Source organism: Micromonospora sp. NPDC050276 (genome assembly GCF_044459545.1).
Taxonomy (GTDB): domain Bacteria; phylum Actinomycetota; class Actinomycetes; order Mycobacteriales; family Micromonosporaceae; genus Micromonospora.
The window spans coordinates 387,803-408,382 of record NZ_JBITJA010000008.1 but is presented as its reverse complement, the minus strand read 5'-3'; the positions used below and the strand labels follow the sequence as shown (position 1 = coordinate 408,382).

The window sequence follows — 20,580 nt, the reverse complement described above, 5'->3', positions numbered from 1 at the left end:
TTCCGTGTTGCGAAGTGTCGGTGAATCAGGCCGGCGACGGACGGTCGTGCTGATAGCGGAGCACCGGGATCAGCACCTGATCGACGACCTGGGTGAGGAACGCGTCATCGGCGGGTAGCCCGTGCGCGACGATGCGGGACATGGTGAGCGCGGGTGCCAGATCGTGGAACAGCTCCCGCTCGCCGGCCTCCGGCGGGATCTCCCCGCGGGCGGCGGCCCGGACCAGGATGGCGGTGCTGGCCACCCGCCCCGCCGGCAGCACCTGGTGGCGCACCAGACGTTCCAGTTCGGGGTTGGTCCGCATGGCAAAGGTCAACGCCTGCATCAGGTCGCAGTCGGCCACGCAGATCGCGGCCGTGACCCGCAGCAACTCGATCAGATCCCCGCGCAGGGAGCCGGTGTCGGGCGGGTTGTGTACGCCCACGTGTCGGTCGCGCAGGGCGGCGACGACCAGCTCGGCCTTGCCGTCCCAGCGCCGGTAGATGGTGGCCTTGCTGACGTGGGCGCGGGCGGCGACGGCGTCGATGGTCATCCGGTCGTAGCCGACCTCGCGGAGCAGGTCGATGACCACGGTGAACAGGTCGCTGTCGGTGCAACGCGGAGCCCGGGCGGCCGGCACCCCGGCACCCGCGCCCACCTGCTGACCACCCAGCATCCCAACCCCCCGTGAAACGATCTCGTACTGACCCTAGTTCGCGGTTTGCCGATCGTGCAGGTTTTCGTGAGTTCCGTCGCACGGAGTGGGCGAAACGATCGCGTTTCTATCGGGAGTCCGGCGGGTGAACGGGGTGGTCAGGTGCCGGGGGCGAGGACCACCGGCACGGCCATCGTGTTGATCCGCGCGCCGTCCCGGGCGGACACCTCGTACACCTCGACCGTGCCCTGCTGCTCGCGGACCGTGCGCCAGGTGAGCACGACCCGGTAACCGCCCCGGCAGCCGTTGCCGCAGCTGGCGGTGCCGAAACCGGTGGCCACCTCCTGGCCGGCGGCGTTCAGCACCCGGATGCTCACCGTGGCCTCGAACACGGTGGCGGTGCCGGTGACGACGAGCGGGGCGGAGACGCGTTCGCCGGGGATCGGGCTGGTGACCACGATCGGTGGCAGCAGGTCCGTGTAGTCCGCCCGGTCGACCGGGGCCGCGTCGTCGAGGCGGATCTGACGCACGGTGGGGAACTGGGTGAGCGTCCACACCACCTGCGCCTCGCGCAGCCGTCGGGTGCCCGGGTCGCCGACGGACGGGACCCGCAGCGTCGCCACGCCGTCGGCGATCCGGGTGACCTCGACGCCGCTCGGAAGCAGGGTGGTCATCCCGGTGGCGGCCTCGGCCGGGGTCGGCCCGGCGGCCAGCTCGGTGAGCGCCAACCGGGACGTCGCGACGGTGGCGGGCCGGGTGCGCCGGGTCGGCACGAGCAGCCCGGCGCGGACGTACCACAGCTCGATGGTCACCGGGTCCGGCCGGCGCGTGCCGGTGGACGCCGGCGCCGACGGACGCGGCGGTCGGTCGGCGGGTGGCGGCGTCGGCTCCGCGGCCGGGGTCGGGGTGGGTGCCGGACCGTCGGTGGGTGCGGCGTTCGGCGGCGGCGCGGTGGGCGCCGGCCCCAGGTCACCGGAGCGGGGCGTGCCGCAACCGGCGAACAGGAGCACCGCGACGAGCGCCGGTACGCCCCACCCGGCCCTGCCCCGGCGGCTCATCCCGCACCACCCGCCAGGCCAGCGGTACGCCCGGCCGCCTCGGCGCGGTCGTCCCGGCGCGGCACGTCACCGTGCGACCGGGCGGGACCGTCGGCGGGCAGCTCCAGCCGGAACCGGGTGCCCTCGCCCGGTTCGCTGCGCACACCCAGCACGCCGCCGAGCAGCGCGGCGTGCTCGCGGGCGATGGCCAGCCCGAGCCCACTGCCCGGCGCGGAGCGGGACGTGTCGACCTGGTGGAACCGGTCGAACACGCGGGGCAGATGCTCGGCCGGGATGCCGGGCCCCTGGTCGGTGACCTCGAAGGCGACCAGGGGGCCCGCGCCGGTCACGCTGGCCGTGATCTCTCCACCGCCGTGCTCGACCGCGTTGGCGACCAGGTTGGCCAACACTCGCTCCAGCCGACGCGGGTCGGTGCGCAGCGCGACCGGGTCGCCGGTGACGCGCACCCGCTGCGACCAGCCGCGCGCCGCGACGATGCCGTGCAGCAACGCCACCGCGTCCACCGACTCGACGGCCAGCCGCTCCCGCCCGGCGTCCAGCCGGGAGATCTCCATCAGGTCCTCGACCAGCCGGCGTAGCCGGACCACGTCGCCGACCAGCAGCCGGGCGGCCGGCCGGGCGTCGTCGGGCAACTGGTCGAGGTGCTCACGCAGCAACGACGCCGCGGCCACCAACGCCGTGACCGGGGTACGCAGCTCGTGCGCGACATCGGCGGTGAACCGCCGCTCGCGGGCCTGCGCGGCCGACAGCGCCGCGATCTTCGACTCCAGCGCCTCGGCCATCTCGTTGAACGTGGCCGCCCAGACACTGAACTCGTCGCGCCCGCGTACCGGCAGGCGGGTGGCGAGCAGGCCCTCGGTGAGGGCTCGGGCGGCCCGGCTGGCCCGGCCCACCGGCTCCAACGTGCGGCGGGCCAGCGCGTGACCCACCCCGGCGGCGAGCAGCACCACGAGCACCCAGCCGGCCACCAGCGCGGTCCGCAGCTGGCCCAGGTCGGTGGCGACCTCGTCCTCCACGGTGAGGATGTACAACTCGGCGGTCGAACCGGGGATGCGCCCGCCGACCACCAGCAGCCGAGGACGTTCCGCCGACGCCGAGCGCTGGTAGCCGAGCCGCCCGTCCGCGACGACGGCCCGCAACCGGGTGCCCAGCACCGGGGCGTACGCGGGGTGCGAGGCACGGGCCGGACCGTCGACGAGCACCACGTGCCGACCGCTGGCCTCGAAGCTGGTGAGCAGTTCGGTGCTGCGCTGCTCGGTCAGCGGCAGGAACTGCCCGGCGAGGACAAGGTGGTAGCGGGCGTCGGCGGCGGCCTCGTGCAGCGACGCGTCCAACCAGGACTGCCGCAGCAACAGCCCGGTCCCGCCGGCGAGCAGCCCTGCCGATACGCCGGCGACCAGGACGAACGCGATCGTCAGCCGACGCCGCAGGCGGCCCGGAAGCACCGCGTGTCCGGCCATCGCCGCCCCCCGTCAGGCCGTCGCCAGTTTGTAGCCGGCACCGCGTACGGTCCGGATCAGCCGTGGCTGCGCCGGGTCGTCCTCGATCTTGGTGCGGAGTCGTTGCACCGCGACGTCGACCAGTCGGGAGTCGCCGAGGAAGGCGTGGTTCCAGACCAGGTCCAGCAGCAGCTCCCGGGTGAAGACCTGACCGGGGCGGCGGGCCAGCTCCAGTAGCAACCGGAACTCGGTGGCGGTCAGCTCGACCTCCCGGCCGTGCCGGCGGACCACGAAGCCGCCCGGGTCGATCGCCAGGTCGCCGACCTCGATGATCGTCGACGGGGCCGGCACGCTCACCCGGCGCAGCACGGAGCGGACCCGAGCCACCAACTCGGGCAGGTCGAAGGGCTTGCGCAGGTAGTCGTCTGCGCCGCACTCCAGCCCGACGACCACGTCGATGGTGTCGGTGCGCGCGGTCAGCATCAGGATCGGCACCTGACTGGTTCGCCGGATCTCCCGGCAGACCTCCAGGCCGTCCAGGCCCGGCAGCATGACGTCGAGCACGATGAGGTCGACCGGGTGGGCTCGAAACGTCGCCAGGGCCTGCCGCCCGTCGACGGCGGTGTCGACCCGGAAGCCGGCGCGGCGCAGACCGAGGGCGGTGACCTCCCGAATGGAGGAGTCGTCCTCGACCACCAACACGCGGCCTTCCATCACCCGAGGGTAGACCCGGCGCCACCGTGCGTAGTCCTGGCAAAACGGCCGACATCGGTGGCCGGCTGGCCCCCTGCCGGGCACCGTCCAACCGCTACGGTCAGGTGCCTTCGGCACCCCTGAACCAGCTCACACGAAAGGGCACGACGTGAAACGTCATGGCTGCGTGATCCGACTCCGCCCCGAGCAGCGGGAAACCTACCTGCGGTTGCACGCCGCCGTCTGGCCGAGCGTCGAGAAGACGCTGCGCGAGGCGAACTTCCGCAACTACACCATCTTCCTGCATGACGACCTGCTCTTCGGCTACTACGAGTACGTCGGCGACGACTACGAGGCCGACCTGCGGCTGATCGCTGCGGACCCACAGACGCAGGAGTGGTGGAAGCTGACCGACCCGTGTCAGGAGTCGATCGCCGAGCCCGGCTCGGGGGACTGGTGGGCTCCGATGCGCGAGGTCTGGCACCTGGCCGACGAGGCTTAGGTCGACGGTGTCGATCATGGAGTTGTGGTGCCCGTTGCGGGGACTGGTGGTCGCTTTGTCGCCCACCACAACTCCATGATCGGCGAGGCGGGGAGTTCGTCGACAAAATTTGGGCGTGCTTGTCGATTGGGAGCGGTGCAGTTCGTAGCCCTGGTGAGAGCCCGGCATCGCAACGGGCCGCACACCCACTGGAGGGCACGATGACCGCCACTGCGAACACGACCCACGCCACCACGTCGACGGTCGGTGCGCCGATCCGGACCGGTGTCGCCGCCACGGTCGCCGCGAGCATTGCCACCATGGCCGTCGCCGCCGCCGGCGATCTGGCCGGAATCAGCCTCGACCTGGGCGGCGCCCCGATTCCGGTGACGGGGTTCGGCGTGCTGACCGCTGTCTTCTCGCTGATCGGCGTGATCATTGCCGCGTTGCTGGCGCGTTTCGCCCGGTGCCCGCGGCGCACGTTCGTCCGCACGACTGTGGTGCTGACGGTCCTGTCCCTGGTGCCGGACGTGATCGCCGACGCCGGGACGGCCACCAAGGCGCTGCTGATGCTCACCCACCTGGTCGCCGCCGCGATTGTGATCCCCACTGTCGCGCGACGCCTGGCCGCCTGACCTGTCGCCATCCCATCATCGAGCTACCGGAGGATCGTCATGAAGCAGTACCTGCTGTCCGTGCACTTCGTCGAGGGCGCGCCGACGCCGTCCGACGAGGAGATGCAGACCATGTTCAGGGAGACGGGCCGGATCAACGACGACATGCAGGCCGCGGGCGCCTGGGTCTTCGGCGGGGGACTCACGTCGCCGGACAGCGCCACCGTCGTCCGGGTCGAAAACGGCGCCACCACCATGAGCGATGGGCCGTTCGCCGAGACGAAGGAGCACATCGCCGGGTTCTGGGTCATCAAGTGCACGGACCTGGACGCGGCGCTGGCCTGGGCCGAGAGGTGCTCGGCGGCCTGCGGCCCGGTCGAGGTGCGCCCCTTCGACGACCTGTCCCAGGCCTGACCAGGAGCCGGTGTCCCGACATGGACCTGGCGAGCATCTACCGCGCCGAGTACGGCCGCTGCGTCGCCACCCTGGCCCGCCTCCTCGGTGACATCAACCTCGCCGAGGAGGCCGTCCAGGACGCTTTCACCACGGCGCTGCAGAAGTGGCAGACCCTGCCGCCGAACCCGGGCGCCTGGATCGTGACCACCGCCCGCAACCGTGCCGTCGACCGGCTTCGCCGGGAGTCGACCCGCGAGGCCCGGCACGCCCAGGCCCTGCTGCTGTATCACCAGGATGAGCTCCAGGAGGTGGGACCGGTGAGGGACGACCAACTGCGACTCATCTTCACCTGCTGTCACCCGGCGCTGGCGCCGGAGGCCCGGACGGCTCTCACGCTGCGCCTGTTGGGCGGCCTCGAAGTACCGGAGATCGCCCGGGCCTACCTGGTCCAGGAGGCGACCGTCGCCCAGCGGATCGTGCGCGCCAAGAAGAAGATCCGTGACGCCGCCATCCCGTACCGGGTACCTGCCGAACACGAGCTGCCGGACCGGCTGCCGCCGGTGCTCACCGTTCTCTACCTGATGTTCAACGAGGGCTACGCGTCCACCGCCGGCCCGTTGATCAGAACGGACCTGTGCGCCGAGGCGATCCGGCTCGCCCGCGAACTCGCCGCGTTGATGCCCGACGAGCCCGAGGTCCTGGGGCTGCTCGCCCTGCTGCTGCTGACCGAGGCACGCCGCCCGGCCCGGCTCGACCCGACCGGCGAACTGGTGCTGCTGGCCGACCAGGACCGGTCACTGTGGAACCGGCCGCTCATCGTCGAGGGTCACGACCTGGTCCGCCGTTGCCTGCGCCGCAACCGGCCCGGCCCGTACCAGATCCAGGCCGCGATCAGCGCGGTGCACACCGACGGCGTCGCCACCGACTGGCCACAGGTCCTGGCACTGTACGACCAACTCTTCGCGCTCGTGCCAACCCCTGTCGTGGCGCTCAACCGTGCGGTTGCCGTCGCCGAGGTGCACGGACCGGCGGTGGCCCTCGCCGCGTTGGAGGACGTCGACCTCCCGGACTACCACCGGCTGCCGGCCACCCGGGCCGAACTGTTGGCCCGGCTCGGACGCGACGACGAGGCCCGAGCCGCCTACGACCAGGCCATGACGCTGGCCACCAACGAGACCGAGCGGGCCCACCTGCGGACCCGTCGCAGCCAACTGACACGTGAACGGAGAACATCATGACCGCTACCTACACCGTCGACGTCTTCTCCAGCCTCGACGGCTTCGGAACCAGCAGCGGAAACTGGGGCGGTTACTGGGGTAAGCAGGGGCCCGAACTGTTGGCGCACCGCCTCTCCGTGTACGGCGCGGAGCAGCGCATGGTCTTCGGAGCCGGCACGTACCGGGTGTTCGCGCAGATGCTGGCCGCGAGCACCGAGGAGTCCGAGGTCCGCGACGCCTGGGTGACCCGGATGAGGAGCCTCCCGGCCACGGTGGTGTCGAACACGCTGGAGGGCCCCCTCGACTGGCCGGACGCGACAGTCGTGCGCGGTGACGCCGTCGATGTCGTCGCCCGGCTCAAGGAGGAGTCCGAGGTGCCCCTGCGATCGCACGGCAGCCTGTCGTTGAACCGGGCGCTGATGGCCGCGGGGCTGGTCGACTTCGTCCAGGTGACGCTCTTCCCGGTGATCACCGGTGAGACCGGAACCGAGCCGATCTTCCAGGGGGCGGCCGACTTCGATCTGGAGCTGATCGAGAGCCGGATCCTCGACGGCCGCACCCAGGAACTGGTCTACAGGCCCACCCTGCACGTCTGACCGGCCGCCCGGCTTGGCCATCCGCCCCACCGGGCGGACGGCCAAGCGGTCGACCGGCTCGGATCACCACTGGTGGGCGACGTCGAGCACGATCCGGCTGTGCGTGCCGGGACCGGCGAGCACGAACACGCGGAACGGCAGTCGCGCCCGTACGCCGACCGCGAAGGTGCTGTAGCCCTCGTAGCTGCCCCCGAAGACCACGTCGCGCAGTGTCGGGTAGCGCAGCAGGTTCGCCACGTGCTCGCCGACCGCGTAGGGCACCGTGCCCAGGTGGTCGTCGTCGTACGCCGGCGCCCGCAACGACACCCGCAACAACGCGCCCCCGGCGGTGTACGGCGACAGCGCCAACCCTTCGCCCTCGGTCCACGTCTCGCCGTAGCCGATCGCGTAACCGTCGACCGGGCCGGCGAACTCGAACACCACCCGGTCGAAGCAGTCGTGCCGGCCCGTTCGGACCTCGCCCAGTGGGGCGCCGCTCAGCGCGCCGGCCGACTTCTCCGCGCTGCCCCAGGTGATTCCGCAGTACGGCGCCGAGGTCGTGGTGCCCGCGGCGGTGCTGCTGCCCGCGCTGGCGACCAGCCCGGCGAGGACGACCGCCACCGCGGTCAGTGCGCTCTTGATCCTCATGGTGGTTGCTCCGTTCGGTACCGGGGCCACGTCGCGGCGGCGCTGCCGGTGACCCTCTGTCGTCACCGTCGTCTTGCCGTGGCACGGGCACTTCGCTGCGGCGTAACCGCTGCGTAACAGCCGCCGAGTGCTGCGTCAGCCCGAGCTCGGCAGGCAGCAGCACGTGCGTGGGTGTGCCGGCACGGTCCCGCCGTACGCGGCCCCACCACCGCGTTTCTGCGTGAAGTCGGGCTTCTGACTGCGGATACACGACCCAGCGCCCGATCTTGTGCCGTCGCGGCGGTGTCGAGCGTGCCGGTGTGTGCGTGCGAACCCACGACCCGGTGTGGCGTAGCCGGTGCTCTGGCCCACCACCGCGACGAATTCGACCTCTACGGGGGGCTGTCCGCGGCGGCCGTCCACCCTAACTCGTGCCCGCAACGTCCCGGGTCTGCTCCCCGGTCGCGGGACACACGGCGTCTCCCGTCGCGTCGTAATCTCCATTTCGGACGCATCCACCCCGACGCTTGGCCATCGTCGGGAGTTGCGCTCCGGATGCGTCCGGGGCGACCCGTGCGGTGAGCCTGCTCGACGACCTGAGTCGACCTCGAGCAGTCGCCGCGCTGCCTCTATCAACGACGAAACGGGGAGGAAGACTGTGCGCGAATCCGGCGGGCGAAAGCTCGCGACAGTGCTGGTGTTGGCGGGTGTTCTCGCCATTCCGGGTGGGATCCCGGCCCAGGCCGCCGCAGCGGCGGCTCCGGTGTGCCCGACGCCGGCGGCCCTGCTGGCCGGTCTGCGGGCCGATCCGCTCACCGACGAGGCGGCCGGAAATCCGGTCGTGCTGGAGAGCGTGAGCTGCGCCCTGCCCTGGGCCACCGCGGTGGCCCCGGCGGAGGGCGAGTACGACGCGTCGTTCGTGCTGTTCCGCTACGAGGATGTGGCGGAGCAGTGGAAGGCGCTCAACGTCGGTTCGGGCGGGGTCTGCGACGAGTCGGTGCCGGCCGAGATCGCGGCCCAGCTCGGCGGATGTCAGCTGAACGACCCCGGCGACGAGCTGCCCGACGACGATCCGGTGGACGAGACCGAGGATCCCGGAGCGACCCAGGGCTCCGACGGCGGCGAGCTGTCGACGTTGGCCTCGTCGGTCGGTGGGCCGATCACGCGAGCCGAGATCATGCAGCGCGCCCAGGGTTGGGTAGACCATCAGCCCGGCCCGTACAGCCAGCGGGCGTTCTCCTGGGACCCCACGCACACCCGCAAATACCGGCGTGACTGCTCAGGCTACGTGGGCATGGCCTGGCATCTGAATGCCGACCCCAGCACGCGGACGCTGCACCAGTTCTCCAACCAGATCAGTAAGTCGGACCTGCAGCCCGGCGACATCCTCAACATCGCCGCGACGCACGTCGTCCTCTTCAAGAGCTGGAAGACCGACCGTCGGCACTTCACCTACTACACCTTCGGCTCGACCCCGGTGAAGATCCGGACGGCGGCGATCGACGCCGGGACCATCGACAGCCACCGGGCCACCAGCTACGTGGCACGGCGGTACACGAAGATCGCGGCATCCTCCACGCCGCCTGCCCCGCCGAAGCCGACCGGTCGTGCCGCCCCGACGGTCGCGTACGACCAGGGCGACGGCACGATGCGGATGTACCGCTGGCTGTCCGACGGCGATTCCTTCAACCGCACCAGTGACTACGACTCGGGGCCGTTCCGGTTGAGCGCGGTCGGTGATCGGATGGCCTCGGGCGATGTGGATGGGGATGGCAAGGACGACATCGTGATGGCGTATCAGCAGCCGGACGGTACGTTCTCCTTCTACGTCTGGCGTAACGGCATCCTGGCTGCTCGGGTCTGGTACGACAGTGGGCCGTTCAGCCTCAGCAGGGTCGGTGGTCGTCTCGTGCTCGGCGACTTCAACGGCGACCGTAGGGCTGAGCCGGCGATGGCGTACGACCAGGGTGACGGCACGATGCGGGTGTACCGCTGGTTGTCCGACGGTGATTCGTTCAACCGCACCAGTGACTACGACTCGGGGCCGTTCCGGTTGAGCGCGGTCGGTGATCGGATGGCCTCGGGCGATGTGGACGGGGATGGCAAGGACGACATCGTGATGGCGTATCAGCAGCCGGACGGTACGTTCTCCTTCTACGTCTGGCGCAACGGCAATGCGGCTGCCCGGGTCTGGTATGGCAGTGGGCCGTTCAGCCTCAGCAGGGTCGGTGGTCGTCTCGTGCTCGGCGACTTCAACGGCGACCGTAGGGCTGAGCCGGCGATGGCGTACGACCAGGGTGACGGCACGATGCGGGTGTACCGCTGGTTGTCCGACGGTGATTCGTTCAACCGCACCGCCGACTACGACTCCGGGGCGTTCCGGCTCAGCGTCGTCGGTGACCGGATGGCGGCCGGTGACGTGGATGGGGATGGCAAGGACGACATCGTGATGGCGTACCAGCAGCCGGATGGCACGTTCTCCTACTACGTCTGGCGCAACGGCAACTACGCCGCCCGCGTCTGGTACAACAGCGGGCCGTTCAGCCTCAGCAACGTCGCCGGTCGCCTCGTCCTCGGCAACTGGTAGGCACTCACCCGGGCACGTCCACGGTACGGCCTCCGCACGATTCCGCGGAGGTCGTACCGCTGTGCCCGCCGCCGGCCGCGCCGGTATGACTCTTCCGCTATGCCGGACATCGACCATCGCCGCTCTAATATTCACGTACTTCGATGAACGGTGGCCAATGGCCGCCGGACGACCGCAGGGGAGTGCGTGATGTTCCGACGACAACTGAGACGTGCGGCGCTGGCCATGCTGGTGGCGACCCTGGCGGCAGCCGGGGTGCAACTCGCCACCGGTGCGCCGGCCGCCGCCGTCCGGACCGTCTACTACGACGCGAGCCGGACCGGTGAGTTCCGCACCAACTTCGACCAGGCGGCGCAGATCTGGAACAGCCGGGTCAGCACCGTCCGACTCCAGGCCGGCACCCCGGCCAGCATCACCATCTACGTCGACGACGGTTGGCCCCGCGCGCAGCCGACCGGGCTCGGCTCGGGCCGGATCTGGATGGGTCGCACGGCCGTCAACCAGGGCTACGACCGCAACCGCATCGCCGCCCACGAACTCGGGCACATCCTGGGTCTGCCGGACCGGCGCACCGGTCTCTGCTCGGACCTGATGTCGGGCAGCAGCGCCCCGGTCTCCTGCCGTAACGCGAACCCCAGCGCGGCCGAGGCGAGCCGGGTGAACTCACTGTTCGCCGGCACCCTGGCCGCGCCGGCCGGCACGACGTACACCTGGAACGGCGCCTCGGACATCGGCCCGGCGGTGGTCGGCGGCCGGCCGGCCACGGAGAACTACCCCTTCATGGTGTACGTCTCGGGCTGCACCGGCACCCTGATCAAGGGCAACTGGGCGGTCACCGCCAAGCACTGCTCGACACCCTCCTCGGTGCGGGTCGGCAGCGTCAACCGGACCAGCGGCGGCACGGTGGTCGGGGTCACCCGTGCGGTCAACCACCCGAGCGTCGACGTCAAGCTGCTGCAACTGGCCAGTTCGGTCGGGTACGCACCGGCCCCGATCCCGAGCACATCAGGGGCGGTCGGCACCGCCACCCGGATCATCGGTTGGGGTCAGACCTGCGCCCCGCGAGGCTGCGGGTCGGCCCCGGCGGTGGCCAACGAGTTGGACACGTCCATCGTGGCCGACAGCCGGTGCTCCGGCATCAACGGCCCGTACGAGATCTGCACCAACAACACCAACGGCAACTCCGGCGCCTGCTACGGCGACTCGGGCGGGCCGCAGGTGCGCCGCGTCAACGGAGTGTGGAACCTGATCGGCGCGACAAGCCGGGCCGGCAACAACAACTCCACCTGCGCCACCGGCCCGTCCATCTACGTCGACCTGCCCTCGATCCGATCGTGGATCTCCACTCAGGTCGGCGGTCTCCCGGTCTGACCAACAGGGACACCGCGGGCGGGGGAGTCGACAGACGAACCCCCGCCCCCGGTGTGGCGGTGTCACCCACGCGATCTCACGATGCGGTACGGTGCGTGGCATATCGCACATCGGAGGTGGATTCATGCCTGCCGTCGTCCTCCTCGCTCTGACCCTCGCCCTCGCGCCCGCGCCGTCACCGTCGGTCACGTCGGATCCGGTCGGAGACCTCCTCGGCGGCGTCGGCCAGATCGTCGACGATCTGCTCGGCGGTGGCGGCACGCCAGGTGTGTCGCCGACGCCGAGCGTGGCCCCCACCCCGGCGACCCCGCCGACCCGGCCACCGGCTGTCGACCAGCCCAGCCCGGTGCAGCCCACTGCGGTCCCCGCGCCCGCCGGGTCGGCGGCCGGTGTCCCCGGGCCTGCCGCCTCCGATCGCCCCACCGTTGGTGACGGCACCGGCACCCGAGAGGTCGCCGTGCCGCTGAGCGACGGTGACGTCCCCGAGCCGACCGCCCCGCCAGCGGTCGCCGCCCCCGCCCGCGACGCCTGGCCACCCGTGTCGTACCTGCTGGTCGTGGCGGCCCTCGCGGTACTGGCACTGCTGCTCCTGCGCCGCCGCGCCCCGGCCCCCGCCGCCACCCAGACGCCCGACCCCGGTCCCGTACCGGATTCCCGCCCGGCACCGGATCCCGGCCCGGTGCCGGACAATGTCAGCCGGTTACCGACCAGCCTCAACGCCATCTACGAGATGGGTCGGCTGGATGAGCGACTCGAACAGGAGCGCCGCCGGCGAACCTGAGGGCGCGCCCCCGCCGTCGGTCTCAGCGAGCCGAGTAGGCGCCCTCACGCTGGGGGATCTCGTCGTCGTACGCGCCGACCGGCCCGCTGTAGCGGACCTTGCCCTTCGGGTACGGCCAGGCGTTCGCGGTGCAGCCGTGCAGGCCCAGCGTCTGCTGCTGCATCACCGGCGCCGGCCGGCCCCGCCCGGGGCACCGCTCGTGGCCGTACCCGAGTTTGTGCCCGACCTCGTGATTGACCATGTACTGCCGGTACGTGTCCAGGCTCGCGCCGTAACCCGGCACCCCCTTGACCCAACGCGCCACGTTGAGCACCACCCGGCCGCCGTTGCGGCAGGAGGTGTAGGCGTCCGGCAGATCCTGGCAGAGGGTGTCGCGGGTGCCGGGGGTCGCCAGGTAGATGGTGAAGTCGCTCGGGTCGCCGGGCCCCACCCGGCGTAGCCGCCACGCTCCGCCCGCCGTCCACCCGCGCGGGTCGTTCAACGTCGCGGTGATCGCGGTGGCGATGTCCGCCGCCGGCAGGCCCCGGATGTCACGCTCCACGGCGACCCGGTAGCGCAACAACTGGCCGGCGGTCGCGCGTCCGGGCGTCTTCTCGCCGGGCGCCACCGACCAGCGGTTGCCGCCGGTGGCGGGGTAGCTGACCGGGATGACGGGCGCGGAGCTGGGTTGAACGTCGGTGGTGCCGGTTGGCCGACCGGTGGGTGTCGACGGTCCGTTGGGCAGCGAGCCGGCGGCGACCGGGTCGGTGGCGGGTTGCCCGGCGGCCGGCAGACCGCATCCGGTGAGCAACGCCACCAGCAGCAGCGACGCCATCCGGGTGGGACCCCGGCGGCGGGTAGCCTTCGTCGACATGTCTCTCTCCCCTCGCGCGTCGCTCGGCGGCGGCGCGGAGGAGAAGACGGGTGACCGTGGCGAGAAGTTGATCTGACCGGGGCTCAACCTTTCGCCGGCCTCGCCCGTCTCTAGCTCTGTGGCACGGGGAGGGTTCGCGGTGGCACGGGGTGACGCGGATTTCGTGGAGTTCGCGCGGGCGGCGTCCGCGCGGTTGGTGCACGCCGCGTTCCTGATGACCGGCGACCACCACCAGGCCGAGGACGCCGCGCAGACCGCGCTGGTCCGCACCTACGCGTCGTGGTCGCGGATCCACGACGACGACGCCTACGCGTACGCCCGCCGCACGCTGGTCAACCATCTGGTGGACGGGTGGCGACGGCCGATGCGGGAGTACCCGACCGGCGACGTGCCGGAGCAGCGGAGTGGTGACGTGGCCGACGACGTGGCCACCCGGCGCTGGTTGATCACCATCCTCGGTGCGCTCAGCCCTCGGGAGCGCGCCATCGTCGTGCTGCGCTACTACTTCGACCTGCCGGAGGCGCAGGTGGCCCGGGAACTCGCCGTATCCGTTGGCACGGTCAAGAGCACCAGCTCGCGAGCTCTGCAGAAATTACGCAGCGCCGCGCCGCGTACGGCCGATGAGGAGGCGCGCCGATGAGCGAGCTGGAACGGCTCCGCCACGCCATGCGGGCGACCGAGCGCCCCGACGCCATGCTTGATCTGGCCACCGTGATGCGCGAGGGGCGTCGGCTGCGTACCCGTCGGCGTGTCGCCGGAGCCGGGGCGGCGACGCTCGCGACCGGCCTGGCCGCCGTGGTCGTCGTGGTGGCGGTCGGCGCGCCCCGGCCGGGCGGTCCGGCGCCGACCGAGCGCCCACCGCCGGTCGCCGTCGCTCCGCCGTCGGCCGGTGTCTCGCCGACGCTGGAGAAGTCGCTGGAGCCCACCCCATCGCCGACGGTGGCCCGCGACGTTCCGCCGCCGAAGGTGCTGGGCCAATTGATCGACAGCGGGGTGCGGCACGGCGGCGACCGGCGGGTCTACTACATGGTCCCGGTGTCAGTGCCCGGCGCACCCAAGGTGTCCATCGGCCTGGCCGCCGGTCGCCAAGCTCCGGACGGCTCGCTGAGCACGGACATCCTGGTCAACGACGTCGAAGGCAGCGACCGTCATGCCGGGTTCCACCAGATCGGCTACGACGAGGGCTCAACTGCCGCGCCGGTGCCCACCTTCGGCTACTTCGTGGGCACCGCCCAGCGGATCACCGGCACCATTGACGGTCGGCAGGTCGATGCCCGACTGGCTCGATGGAGCGTCGACAAGCAGGTGGTGATCTTTTGGTTCGAGCCGACTCAGCTCACGCCGGGGGAGCGACTGGACGGAATCATCGCCCGCGACAGCAGCGGTCGCCGACTCTGAGCCGGTGCCGGCGGACCGCTCGCACACCGGGTCAGGCCAGCCGACGCTCGATGGTCACCGTCGTCCCCTCGGCGGTGGAGACCAGCCGTACGTCGCCGTAGGCGTTCATCAGCAGCGCGCCGCGTCCCCGGTCCATCGCCGGCCGGCGGTCCCGCCAGGTGCCGAAGTCCCGAACCGAGATCCGGACCAGGTCGCCACCCACCTGGACGCGCAGCCGCACCTCCGGACGGCTGGGCCGCTGCGCGTGCTCGACAGCGTTGTTCACGGCCTCGGACGCGGCGAGCAGGAGATCCTCCAGCAGGTCCGGGTCGACGTTGAGGTTGCCCAGTGCCTTCCGGACGTCCCGACGCATCGCCGCGGCCGAGGTGGGTGCGGACGGGTACGTCCAGCCGACGTCCAGCAGGTCACCCAGTCCGTCCGGGTCGGCCGACGCCGGCCCGACCGCGGGGCTCTCGCGGACGGGTTCGACCGCCGGGGCCGGCGCGGCGGGGCCGATCGGGGCGGGTCGCGCCGACGGCGCCGCAGCGGGGACCGGCGCGGGGTCGCCTCCGCTGGCCGCCGGATGGGTACGGTCGCGGGCCCGACGGATGCTGGCCCGGATCCGGGCGATCAGCTCGGCCGCGGCGAAGGGTTTCACCAGGTAGTCGTCCGCGCCCAGGCCCAGGCCCTCCACGCTGGCGTCCCCGCCGGCACGGGCGGAGAGCACCAGCGCCGGCAGCGCTCGGGTCGCCGGGTCCGCACGCAGCCGGCGCACCAGGTCGAAACCGTCCAGCACCGGCATCATCACGTCGGTCAGCACGAGGTCCGGCAGGTCGCGGTGGATCTCGTCGAGGGCCTGCCGACCGTCGATGACGGCCCGCACCCGCCAGCCCTGCGCGGTGAGCAGCCGGGTGAGGTACGCCCGCATGTCGGCGTTGTCGTCGGCGAGCAGGATCCGGGCCCCGGCCAACTCGTCCGTCGCCGGCCCGGACGCGCGATCGGGCTCGATCACCGCGTCACCCGGCTCGGTGAGCCAGCCCATCGCCTCCTCCACGGCGGCGCGGGCCGCGTCACCCCGTCCGTCCACCGCCGGGGCGGTGACCGCGGCGCGGTGCGCCGCCGACCAGGGCAACGTCACGGTGAACCTGCTGCCGACGCCCACCCGGCTGGTCACGTGAACGTCGCCGCCCTCCAGTCGGGCCAACTCGTGCACCAGGGCCAGGCCGATGCCGGTGCCCTCGTGACTGCGCGAGCGGGCACCCCGCACCCGGTGGAAGCGTTCGAAGAGTTTCGGCAGGTCCCGTTCGGCGATGCCGATGCCGGTGTCGGCGACGGTGAGGCGCACCTCCTCGTCATCCGCGTCGAGGGTGACCCGGATGCGGCCGATGAACGTGTACTTCAGGGCGTTGGAGAGCAGGTTCGTGACGATGCGTTCCCAGTTCACCGGGTCGACCGCGACCGGCCGGGGCAGTGGTGGGCAGCTCACCTCGAGCGTCAGCCCGGCGCGCTCCACGGCGGCCCGGAACACACCGGCCAGTTCGGCGGTGAGCGCGGCCAGGTCGACCACGCGGGCGTCGCTACGAGCGCGCCCGGCCTCCAGGGTGGAGAAGGTGAGCAGGCTGTTGACCAGCGTCAACAGGCGAGTGGCGTTACGCCAGGCGGTCTCCACCCGCTCCCGCTGGGCCGGTGCCAACGGCGCGGTGGCGTCGGCGAGAGCGTCGGTCAGCGGGCCGAGAATGAGCGTCAACGGGGTACGGAACTCGTGGCTGACGTTGGCGAAGAATTCGGTCTTCACCCGGTCCAGTTCCGCCAACGCCTCGACCCGACGCCGCTCCTCCTCGTACTCCTGGGCGTTGCGCAACGCCACGGAGATCTGCTGGGCGAGGAGCTGGTGGAAGGATCGGTACGCCTCGTCGAGCCCTCGGCTGGGGCTGACCCCCGCGAGCAGGACCCCCAGCGGCTGATCCTCGTCGCCGGAGGGCAACGGCAGCGCCAGCGCGGCGCGTACCGGGTCGTTCCACGGGCCGGCGGGCAGCGGCAGCCGGTCGGCCACGTCGGTGACCGGGGTCGTCCGGCCCGCGGCGGCGTCCGCCAGCCCCCAGACGTACGCGGCCGGGCTCGGGTCGGTCGGCTCGACGGTGTCCGGAAGGGCCACGGCGAGTCCCTCGTCGCCGCCGGTGCAGGCAACCCGTCGCAGCGTCGCGCCGTCACGCAGGTAGATGGCAGCGAACGGCACGTCCAACGGATGGGCGCCGATCACGTCGATCAGCCGAGCGCCGGTGGCGTCCACGTCGACGGTGCGCCCGTCGCCGAGAACGGACAGGTCGCGCAGCAGGCGGAGCCGGCGTTCGCCGACCACCTGCTCGGTGACCTCGCTGCACACGGTCAGCACGCCGACGGTGCGGCCGTCGTCATCGCGGGCCGGGGCGTGCGAGACGCTGAAGTACGCCTCCTCGCGGTAGCCGGCCCGCTCCAGCAGCAGTTGCAGCGCGGGGACCCAGCTGGCCACCCCGGTCGCCATGGCCTCCTCGATCAGCGGGGCGAGCACGTCCCAGCCCTCGGCCAGGGTCACCCGTACGTCGTCGCCGAGCGCGGCGGGGTGCTTGTCGCCGATCAGCGCGGAGTAGGCGTCGTTGTAGAGCTGGGAGAAGCTCTCACCCCAGAGCAGCAGCATCGGGTACCGGGAGGAGAGCACCATCCGAACGGCGGCGCGCAGGCTCTGCGGCCATCCGCTGACCGGGCCCAGCGGCGTGCGGGCCCAGTCGAGTTCTGCCATCAACCGACCGGCGTCACCACCGCCGATGAACAGGTCAGTGCCGGGTCGTGTCACGCTCGATCCGGCCCCATCGCAAGCTCCCGTTCCGGGCCCAACGACCCCTGCCGCGTTACCTACCCATCCTGACACCTCTACTCACCTGTGCTGACGCCGGTACCCACCGTCGAACCGTCGGTGTTCGGTCCTGCTGACCGCGTACCTGAAAGAAGTGGGCCGCCGCCGGGGCTTCCCGGCGGCGGCCCGCCGCGTCGTCGGTCAGGGGAGCTGTGGGTAGAGCGCGGCGACGCCGCCGGCCAGCCCGGCCTGCACCTGGCGGCTGAGGTCGTCAGCGACGATCTCGTACGCGTCGGCCTCGATGCCGTCCACGCCGATCCGGGCGATCACCGCCGGGTCGGACTTCGGGCCGGTGATGTCGGCGGCCATGTCGGTGTCCAGGTAGCCGACGTGCAGGCCGGCGACCCGGACGCCCCGGTCGGCGAGTTGGACGCGCAGCACGTTGGTCATCGCCCACTCGGCGGACTTGGCGGCGCTGTAGGCCGCGTGGGTCGGGGAGCCGAACCAGGACAGCACGGAGAGCACGTTGAGGATCGTTCCGCCGCCGTTGCCGGCGATGACCGGCGCGAACGCCCGGATGGTCGACAGGGTGCCGATGTAGTGGGTCTCCAGCTCCAGCCGGACGAGGTCCAGGTCGCCGTCGAGGAGGTCGGTGCGGGTGTCGATGCCGGCGTTGTTGATCAGCAGGTTCACGCCGCCGGCCAGCTCGGCGGCGGCGGCCACCGAGGCGGGGTCGGTGATGTCGAGGCGGACCGGTGTCACGCCGGGCAGGTCGACGCTGGCGGGGTTGCGGGCGCCGGCGTAGACGGTGGCGCCCCGGGCGAGGAGTTCGGCGGCCAGGTGTCGGCCGAGGCCACGATTGGCGCCGGTGACGAGGGCGGTGCTTCCAGCGATCTTCATGGCCGTCACGCTAGTCGACCTGACTTCTGTTAAGCAAAGTCAGCTATCTCACCAGAGCGGCCTGACCGAATCGGGAATACGACCCGGACGCGCCCACAGCTCGGCCGGTGACGACTCGTATCCTTTCCGCGAACCTCCGCACGAGCCGAGATGGGAGACGGTGTGAGCAACCAGGCCGAAACGTTGGAATTCCAGGCCGAGGCGCGTCAGCTCCTCCAGTTGGTGGTCCACTCGATCTATTCGAACAAGGACGTCTTTCTGCGGGAACTCATCTCGAACGCGTCCGACGCACTGGACAAGCTCCGGCTGGCCACGCTTGTCGACAAGGACCTCGTCGCCGACACCGACGACCTGCACGTCGCCCTGGAGGTCGACCGGGACGCCCGCACCCTCACCGTGCGGGACAACGGCATCGGAATGACCCGGGACGAGGTCGTCCAGCTGATCGGCACGATCGCCAAGTCGGGCACCGCCGAGCTGCTGCGCCAGCTGCGGGAATCCTCCGACGCCCACGCCTCGCAGGAGCTCATCGGCCAGTTCGGCGTCGGCTTCTACGCCGCGTTCATGGTCGCCGACCGGGTCACCCTGCTGACCCGCAAGGCCGGCGAGACCGGCGGCACCCGCTGGGAGTCCACCGGCGAGGGCACGTACTCGATCGAGGCGGTCGACGAGGCGCCGCAGGGCACCACAGTGACCCTGCACCTCAAGCCGGCCGACACCGAGGACAACCTGCACGACTACACCGCCGAGTGGACCATCCGGGAAATCGTCAAGCGCTACTCCGACTTCATCGCCTGGCCGATCCGGATGAGCGTCGAGCGCCCCGGCGCCGACGGCGAGGCCGCCACCCGCGAGGTGCAGACCCTCAACTCGATGAAGGCGCTTTGGGCGCGACCCCGCGACGAGGTCGACGCCGCCGAGTACAACGAGTTCTACAAGCACGTCAGCCACGACTGGGCCGACCCGCTCGAGGTCGTGCACATGAAGGGCGAGGGCACCTTCGAGTACGAGGCGTTGCTGTTCCTGCCCAGCCACGCCCCACTGGACCTGTTCTCCCCGCAGGGCCGCCGAGGCGTCCAGCTCTACGTCAAGCGCGTCTTCATCATGGACGACTGCGAGGCGCTGATCCCGACCTACCTGCGCTTCGTCAAGGGCGTGGTCGACGCGCACGACCTGTCACTGAACATCTCCCGGGAGATCCTTCAGCAGGACCGGCAGATCCAGGTCGTCCGCCGCCGCCTGGTCAAGAAGATCCTCGCCACGGTCAAGGAGCTCAAGGCCAACCACGCCGAGCGCTACCGCACCTTCTGGACCGAGTTCGGCGCGGTGGTCAAGGAAGGGCTGATCGACGACACCGACAACCGGGACACCCTGCTGGAGATCCTGTCGGTGGCCTCCACCCACGACCCGGCCGAGCCCACCGACCTGGCCGGCTACGTGTCACGGATGAAGGACGGCCAGAGCGACATCTGGTACGCCACCGGCGAGTCCCGGGCCGCCATCGAGAACTCGCCGCACCTGGAGGCGTTCCGGGCCAAGGGTCACGAGGTGCTGCTGCTGACCGACCAGGTCGACGAGGTGTGGGTCGAGCGGGTCGGGTCGTACGACGGTCGCCCACTGCGCTCGATCGCCAAGGGCGAGATCGACCTGGACACCGACGAGGAGAAGAAGCAGGCCGAGGCCGAGCGCGAGCAGCAACGACAAGAGTTCGCGGCGCTGCTCGACTGGCTGGGGACCACCCTCACGGACAGTGTCCGGGAGGTCCGGCTGTCGTCCCGGCTGACCACCTCACCGGCCTGCGTCGTGGGCGACGCCCACGACCTCACCCCCACCCTGGAGAAGATGTACCGGGCGATGGGGCACGAGATCCCCCCGACCAAGCGGATCCTGGAGATCAACCCCGGTCACCCGCTGGTGTCCGGGCTGCGCAAGGCCCACGAGCAGGGCAGCGACTCCGCAGCCCTGACCGAGACCGCCGAGCTGCTCTACGGCCTGGCGGTGCTCGCCGAAGGTGGTGAGCTGACCGACCCGGCCCGCTTCACCCGCACGCTCGCCGACCGGCTGGCGCGCACCCTGTAACAGCGGGTTCAGTCCCGTCGGCGGCGCAGCCGCTGACCGTCGACACGCGAACGCTCGGCCGGATCAGC

19 protein-coding genes are annotated in these 20,580 nt (G+C 71.3%); 11 read left to right on the top strand and 8 right to left on the bottom strand.

Going from position 1 to position 20,580, the window contains the following annotated elements; translation table 11 throughout:
• Positions 1 to 25 precede the first annotated feature (25 nt).
• The 4 genes from ACIBF8_RS20665 to ACIBF8_RS20650 all read right to left on the bottom strand — a co-directional run bounded on the left by ACIBF8_RS20665 (position 26) and on the right by ACIBF8_RS20650 (position 3,845).
• The gene (locus tag ACIBF8_RS20665; RefSeq protein WP_396784864.1) at positions 26 to 655 is read right to left on the bottom strand and encodes a TetR/AcrR family transcriptional regulator; all 630 of its coding nucleotides are present in this window, start codon (positions 653 to 655) and stop codon (positions 26 to 28) included.
• A 137-nt stretch (positions 656 to 792) separates the two neighbouring features.
• Positions 793 to 1,692, bottom strand: coding sequence for a Gmad2 immunoglobulin-like domain-containing protein (locus ACIBF8_RS20660; RefSeq protein ID WP_396784863.1), 900 nt, complete (start codon positions 1,690 to 1,692; stop codon positions 793 to 795).
• Positions 1,689 to 3,152, bottom strand: a complete 1,464-nt coding sequence (locus ACIBF8_RS20655) for an ATP-binding protein (protein WP_396784862.1) — start codon at positions 3,150 to 3,152, stop codon at positions 1,689 to 1,691. The genes ACIBF8_RS20660 and ACIBF8_RS20655 overlap by 4 nt, the downstream gene beginning before the upstream one ends.
• A gap of 12 nt (positions 3,153 to 3,164) precedes the next feature.
• Positions 3,165 to 3,845, bottom strand: a complete 681-nt coding sequence (locus ACIBF8_RS20650) for a response regulator (RefSeq protein WP_396784861.1) — start codon at positions 3,843 to 3,845, stop codon at positions 3,165 to 3,167.
• A 166-nt stretch (positions 3,846 to 4,011) separates the two neighbouring features.
• Between ACIBF8_RS20650 and ACIBF8_RS20645 the strand changes: the two genes are divergently transcribed.
• The 5 genes from ACIBF8_RS20645 (at position 4,012) to ACIBF8_RS20625 (ending at position 7,128) form a co-directional block, all read left to right on the top strand.
• Positions 4,012 to 4,326 (top strand): L-rhamnose mutarotase, encoded by a 315-nt coding sequence (locus tag ACIBF8_RS20645; protein ID WP_225855080.1) that lies wholly within the window; start codon positions 4,012 to 4,014, stop codon positions 4,324 to 4,326.
• Between the two features lie 200 nt (positions 4,327 to 4,526).
• Positions 4,527 to 4,940, top strand: coding sequence for a DUF6069 family protein (locus tag ACIBF8_RS20640; protein WP_396784860.1), 414 nt, complete (start codon positions 4,527 to 4,529; stop codon positions 4,938 to 4,940).
• A gap of 39 nt (positions 4,941 to 4,979) precedes the next feature.
• The gene (locus ACIBF8_RS20635; RefSeq protein WP_396784859.1) at positions 4,980 to 5,333 is read left to right on the top strand and encodes a YciI family protein; all 354 of its coding nucleotides are present in this window, start codon (positions 4,980 to 4,982) and stop codon (positions 5,331 to 5,333) included.
• 20 nt (positions 5,334 to 5,353) lie between these two features.
• Positions 5,354 to 6,553, top strand: a complete 1,200-nt coding sequence (locus tag ACIBF8_RS20630) for an RNA polymerase sigma factor (RefSeq protein ID WP_396784858.1) — start codon at positions 5,354 to 5,356, stop codon at positions 6,551 to 6,553.
• Complete coding sequence (locus ACIBF8_RS20625) at positions 6,550 to 7,128, top strand: dihydrofolate reductase family protein (RefSeq protein WP_396784857.1); 579 nt, start codon at positions 6,550 to 6,552, stop codon at positions 7,126 to 7,128. The genes ACIBF8_RS20630 and ACIBF8_RS20625 overlap by 4 nt, the downstream gene beginning before the upstream one ends.
• A 63-nt stretch (positions 7,129 to 7,191) precedes the next feature.
• Here the strand turns inward: ACIBF8_RS20625 and ACIBF8_RS20620 are convergent, their stop codons facing one another.
• The gene (locus ACIBF8_RS20620) at positions 7,192 to 7,755 is read right to left on the bottom strand and encodes a hypothetical protein (RefSeq protein WP_396784856.1); all 564 of its coding nucleotides are present in this window, start codon (positions 7,753 to 7,755) and stop codon (positions 7,192 to 7,194) included.
• A gap of 637 nt (positions 7,756 to 8,392) precedes the next feature.
• Here ACIBF8_RS20620 and ACIBF8_RS20615 point away from each other — a divergent pair.
• The 3 genes from ACIBF8_RS20615 to ACIBF8_RS20605 all read left to right on the top strand — a co-directional run bounded on the left by ACIBF8_RS20615 (position 8,393) and on the right by ACIBF8_RS20605 (position 12,473).
• The gene (locus tag ACIBF8_RS20615) at positions 8,393 to 10,321 is read left to right on the top strand and encodes an FG-GAP-like repeat-containing protein (RefSeq protein WP_396784854.1); all 1,929 of its coding nucleotides are present in this window, start codon (positions 8,393 to 8,395) and stop codon (positions 10,319 to 10,321) included.
• 189 nt (positions 10,322 to 10,510) lie between these two features.
• Positions 10,511 to 11,692 (top strand): snapalysin family zinc-dependent metalloprotease, encoded by a 1,182-nt coding sequence (locus tag ACIBF8_RS20610; RefSeq protein WP_396784853.1) that lies wholly within the window; start codon positions 10,511 to 10,513, stop codon positions 11,690 to 11,692.
• A 124-nt stretch (positions 11,693 to 11,816) separates the two neighbouring features.
• Complete coding sequence (locus ACIBF8_RS20605) at positions 11,817 to 12,473, top strand: hypothetical protein (protein WP_396784851.1); 657 nt, start codon at positions 11,817 to 11,819, stop codon at positions 12,471 to 12,473.
• A gap of 22 nt (positions 12,474 to 12,495) precedes the next feature.
• Here ACIBF8_RS20605 and ACIBF8_RS20600 read toward each other — a convergent pair whose 3' ends face one another.
• Entirely contained in the window at positions 12,496 to 13,326 is an 831-nt protein-coding gene (locus ACIBF8_RS20600; protein ID WP_396784849.1) for a DUF3152 domain-containing protein, read from the bottom strand.
• A 139-nt stretch (positions 13,327 to 13,465) separates the two neighbouring features.
• Between ACIBF8_RS20600 and ACIBF8_RS20595 the strand changes: the two genes are divergently transcribed.
• Both ACIBF8_RS20595 and ACIBF8_RS20590 read left to right on the top strand, forming a co-directional pair.
• Positions 13,466 to 13,966, top strand: a complete 501-nt coding sequence (locus tag ACIBF8_RS20595) for a SigE family RNA polymerase sigma factor (protein WP_396784848.1) — start codon at positions 13,466 to 13,468, stop codon at positions 13,964 to 13,966.
• On the top strand, positions 13,963 to 14,724 hold the full coding sequence (locus ACIBF8_RS20590; protein ID WP_396784847.1) for a hypothetical protein: 762 nt from the start codon (positions 13,963 to 13,965) through the stop codon (positions 14,722 to 14,724). The genes ACIBF8_RS20595 and ACIBF8_RS20590 overlap by 4 nt, the downstream gene beginning before the upstream one ends.
• A 31-nt stretch (positions 14,725 to 14,755) precedes the next feature.
• Here the strand turns inward: ACIBF8_RS20590 and ACIBF8_RS20585 are convergent, their stop codons facing one another.
• A complete protein-coding gene (locus ACIBF8_RS20585) occupies positions 14,756 to 17,533 on the bottom strand; it encodes an ATP-binding protein (protein WP_396784845.1) in 2,778 nt (925 codons plus the stop codon).
• 201 nt (positions 17,534 to 17,734) lie between these two features.
• The gene (locus tag ACIBF8_RS20580) at positions 17,735 to 18,433 is read right to left on the bottom strand and encodes an SDR family oxidoreductase (protein ID WP_396784843.1); all 699 of its coding nucleotides are present in this window, start codon (positions 18,431 to 18,433) and stop codon (positions 17,735 to 17,737) included.
• Between the two features lie 150 nt (positions 18,434 to 18,583).
• Between ACIBF8_RS20580 and htpG the strand changes: the two genes are divergently transcribed.
• Positions 18,584 to 20,512, top strand: coding sequence for a molecular chaperone HtpG (gene htpG, locus ACIBF8_RS20575; protein WP_396784842.1), 1,929 nt, complete (start codon positions 18,584 to 18,586; stop codon positions 20,510 to 20,512).
• The last annotated feature ends 68 nt before the right edge of the window (positions 20,513 to 20,580 follow it).

Excerpts from the sequence above, each read along its gene's own strand:
- ACIBF8_RS20600 (WP_396784849.1), bottom strand. The coding sequence starts at position 13,326 with ATGTCGACGAAGGCTACCCGCCGCCGGGGTCCCACCCGGATGGCGTCG.
- ACIBF8_RS20580 (WP_396784843.1), bottom strand. The coding sequence starts at position 18,433 with ATGAAGATCGCTGGAAGCACCGCCCTCGTCACCGGCGCCAATCGTGGC.
- ACIBF8_RS20590 (WP_396784847.1), top strand. The coding sequence starts at position 13,963 with ATGAGCGAGCTGGAACGGCTCCGCCACGCCATGCGGGCGACCGAGCGC.
- ACIBF8_RS20605 (WP_396784851.1), top strand. The coding sequence starts at position 11,817 with ATGCCTGCCGTCGTCCTCCTCGCTCTGACCCTCGCCCTCGCGCCCGCG.
- ACIBF8_RS20630 (WP_396784858.1), top strand. The coding sequence starts at position 5,354 with ATGGACCTGGCGAGCATCTACCGCGCCGAGTACGGCCGCTGCGTCGCC.
- htpG (WP_396784842.1), top strand. The coding sequence starts at position 18,584 with ATGGGAGACGGTGTGAGCAACCAGGCCGAAACGTTGGAATTCCAGGCC.
- ACIBF8_RS20640 (WP_396784860.1), top strand. The coding sequence starts at position 4,527 with ATGACCGCCACTGCGAACACGACCCACGCCACCACGTCGACGGTCGGT.
- ACIBF8_RS20650 (WP_396784861.1), bottom strand. The coding sequence starts at position 3,845 with ATGGAAGGCCGCGTGTTGGTGGTCGAGGACGACTCCTCCATTCGGGAG.
- ACIBF8_RS20635 (WP_396784859.1), top strand. The coding sequence starts at position 4,980 with ATGAAGCAGTACCTGCTGTCCGTGCACTTCGTCGAGGGCGCGCCGACG.
- ACIBF8_RS20625 (WP_396784857.1), top strand. The coding sequence starts at position 6,550 with ATGACCGCTACCTACACCGTCGACGTCTTCTCCAGCCTCGACGGCTTC.
- ACIBF8_RS20660 (WP_396784863.1), bottom strand. The coding sequence starts at position 1,692 with ATGAGCCGCCGGGGCAGGGCCGGGTGGGGCGTACCGGCGCTCGTCGCG.
- ACIBF8_RS20665 (WP_396784864.1), bottom strand. The coding sequence starts at position 655 with ATGCTGGGTGGTCAGCAGGTGGGCGCGGGTGCCGGGGTGCCGGCCGCC.
- ACIBF8_RS20620 (WP_396784856.1), bottom strand. The coding sequence starts at position 7,755 with ATGAGGATCAAGAGCGCACTGACCGCGGTGGCGGTCGTCCTCGCCGGG.
- ACIBF8_RS20655 (WP_396784862.1), bottom strand. The coding sequence starts at position 3,152 with ATGGCCGGACACGCGGTGCTTCCGGGCCGCCTGCGGCGTCGGCTGACG.
- ACIBF8_RS20610 (WP_396784853.1), top strand. The coding sequence starts at position 10,511 with ATGTTCCGACGACAACTGAGACGTGCGGCGCTGGCCATGCTGGTGGCG.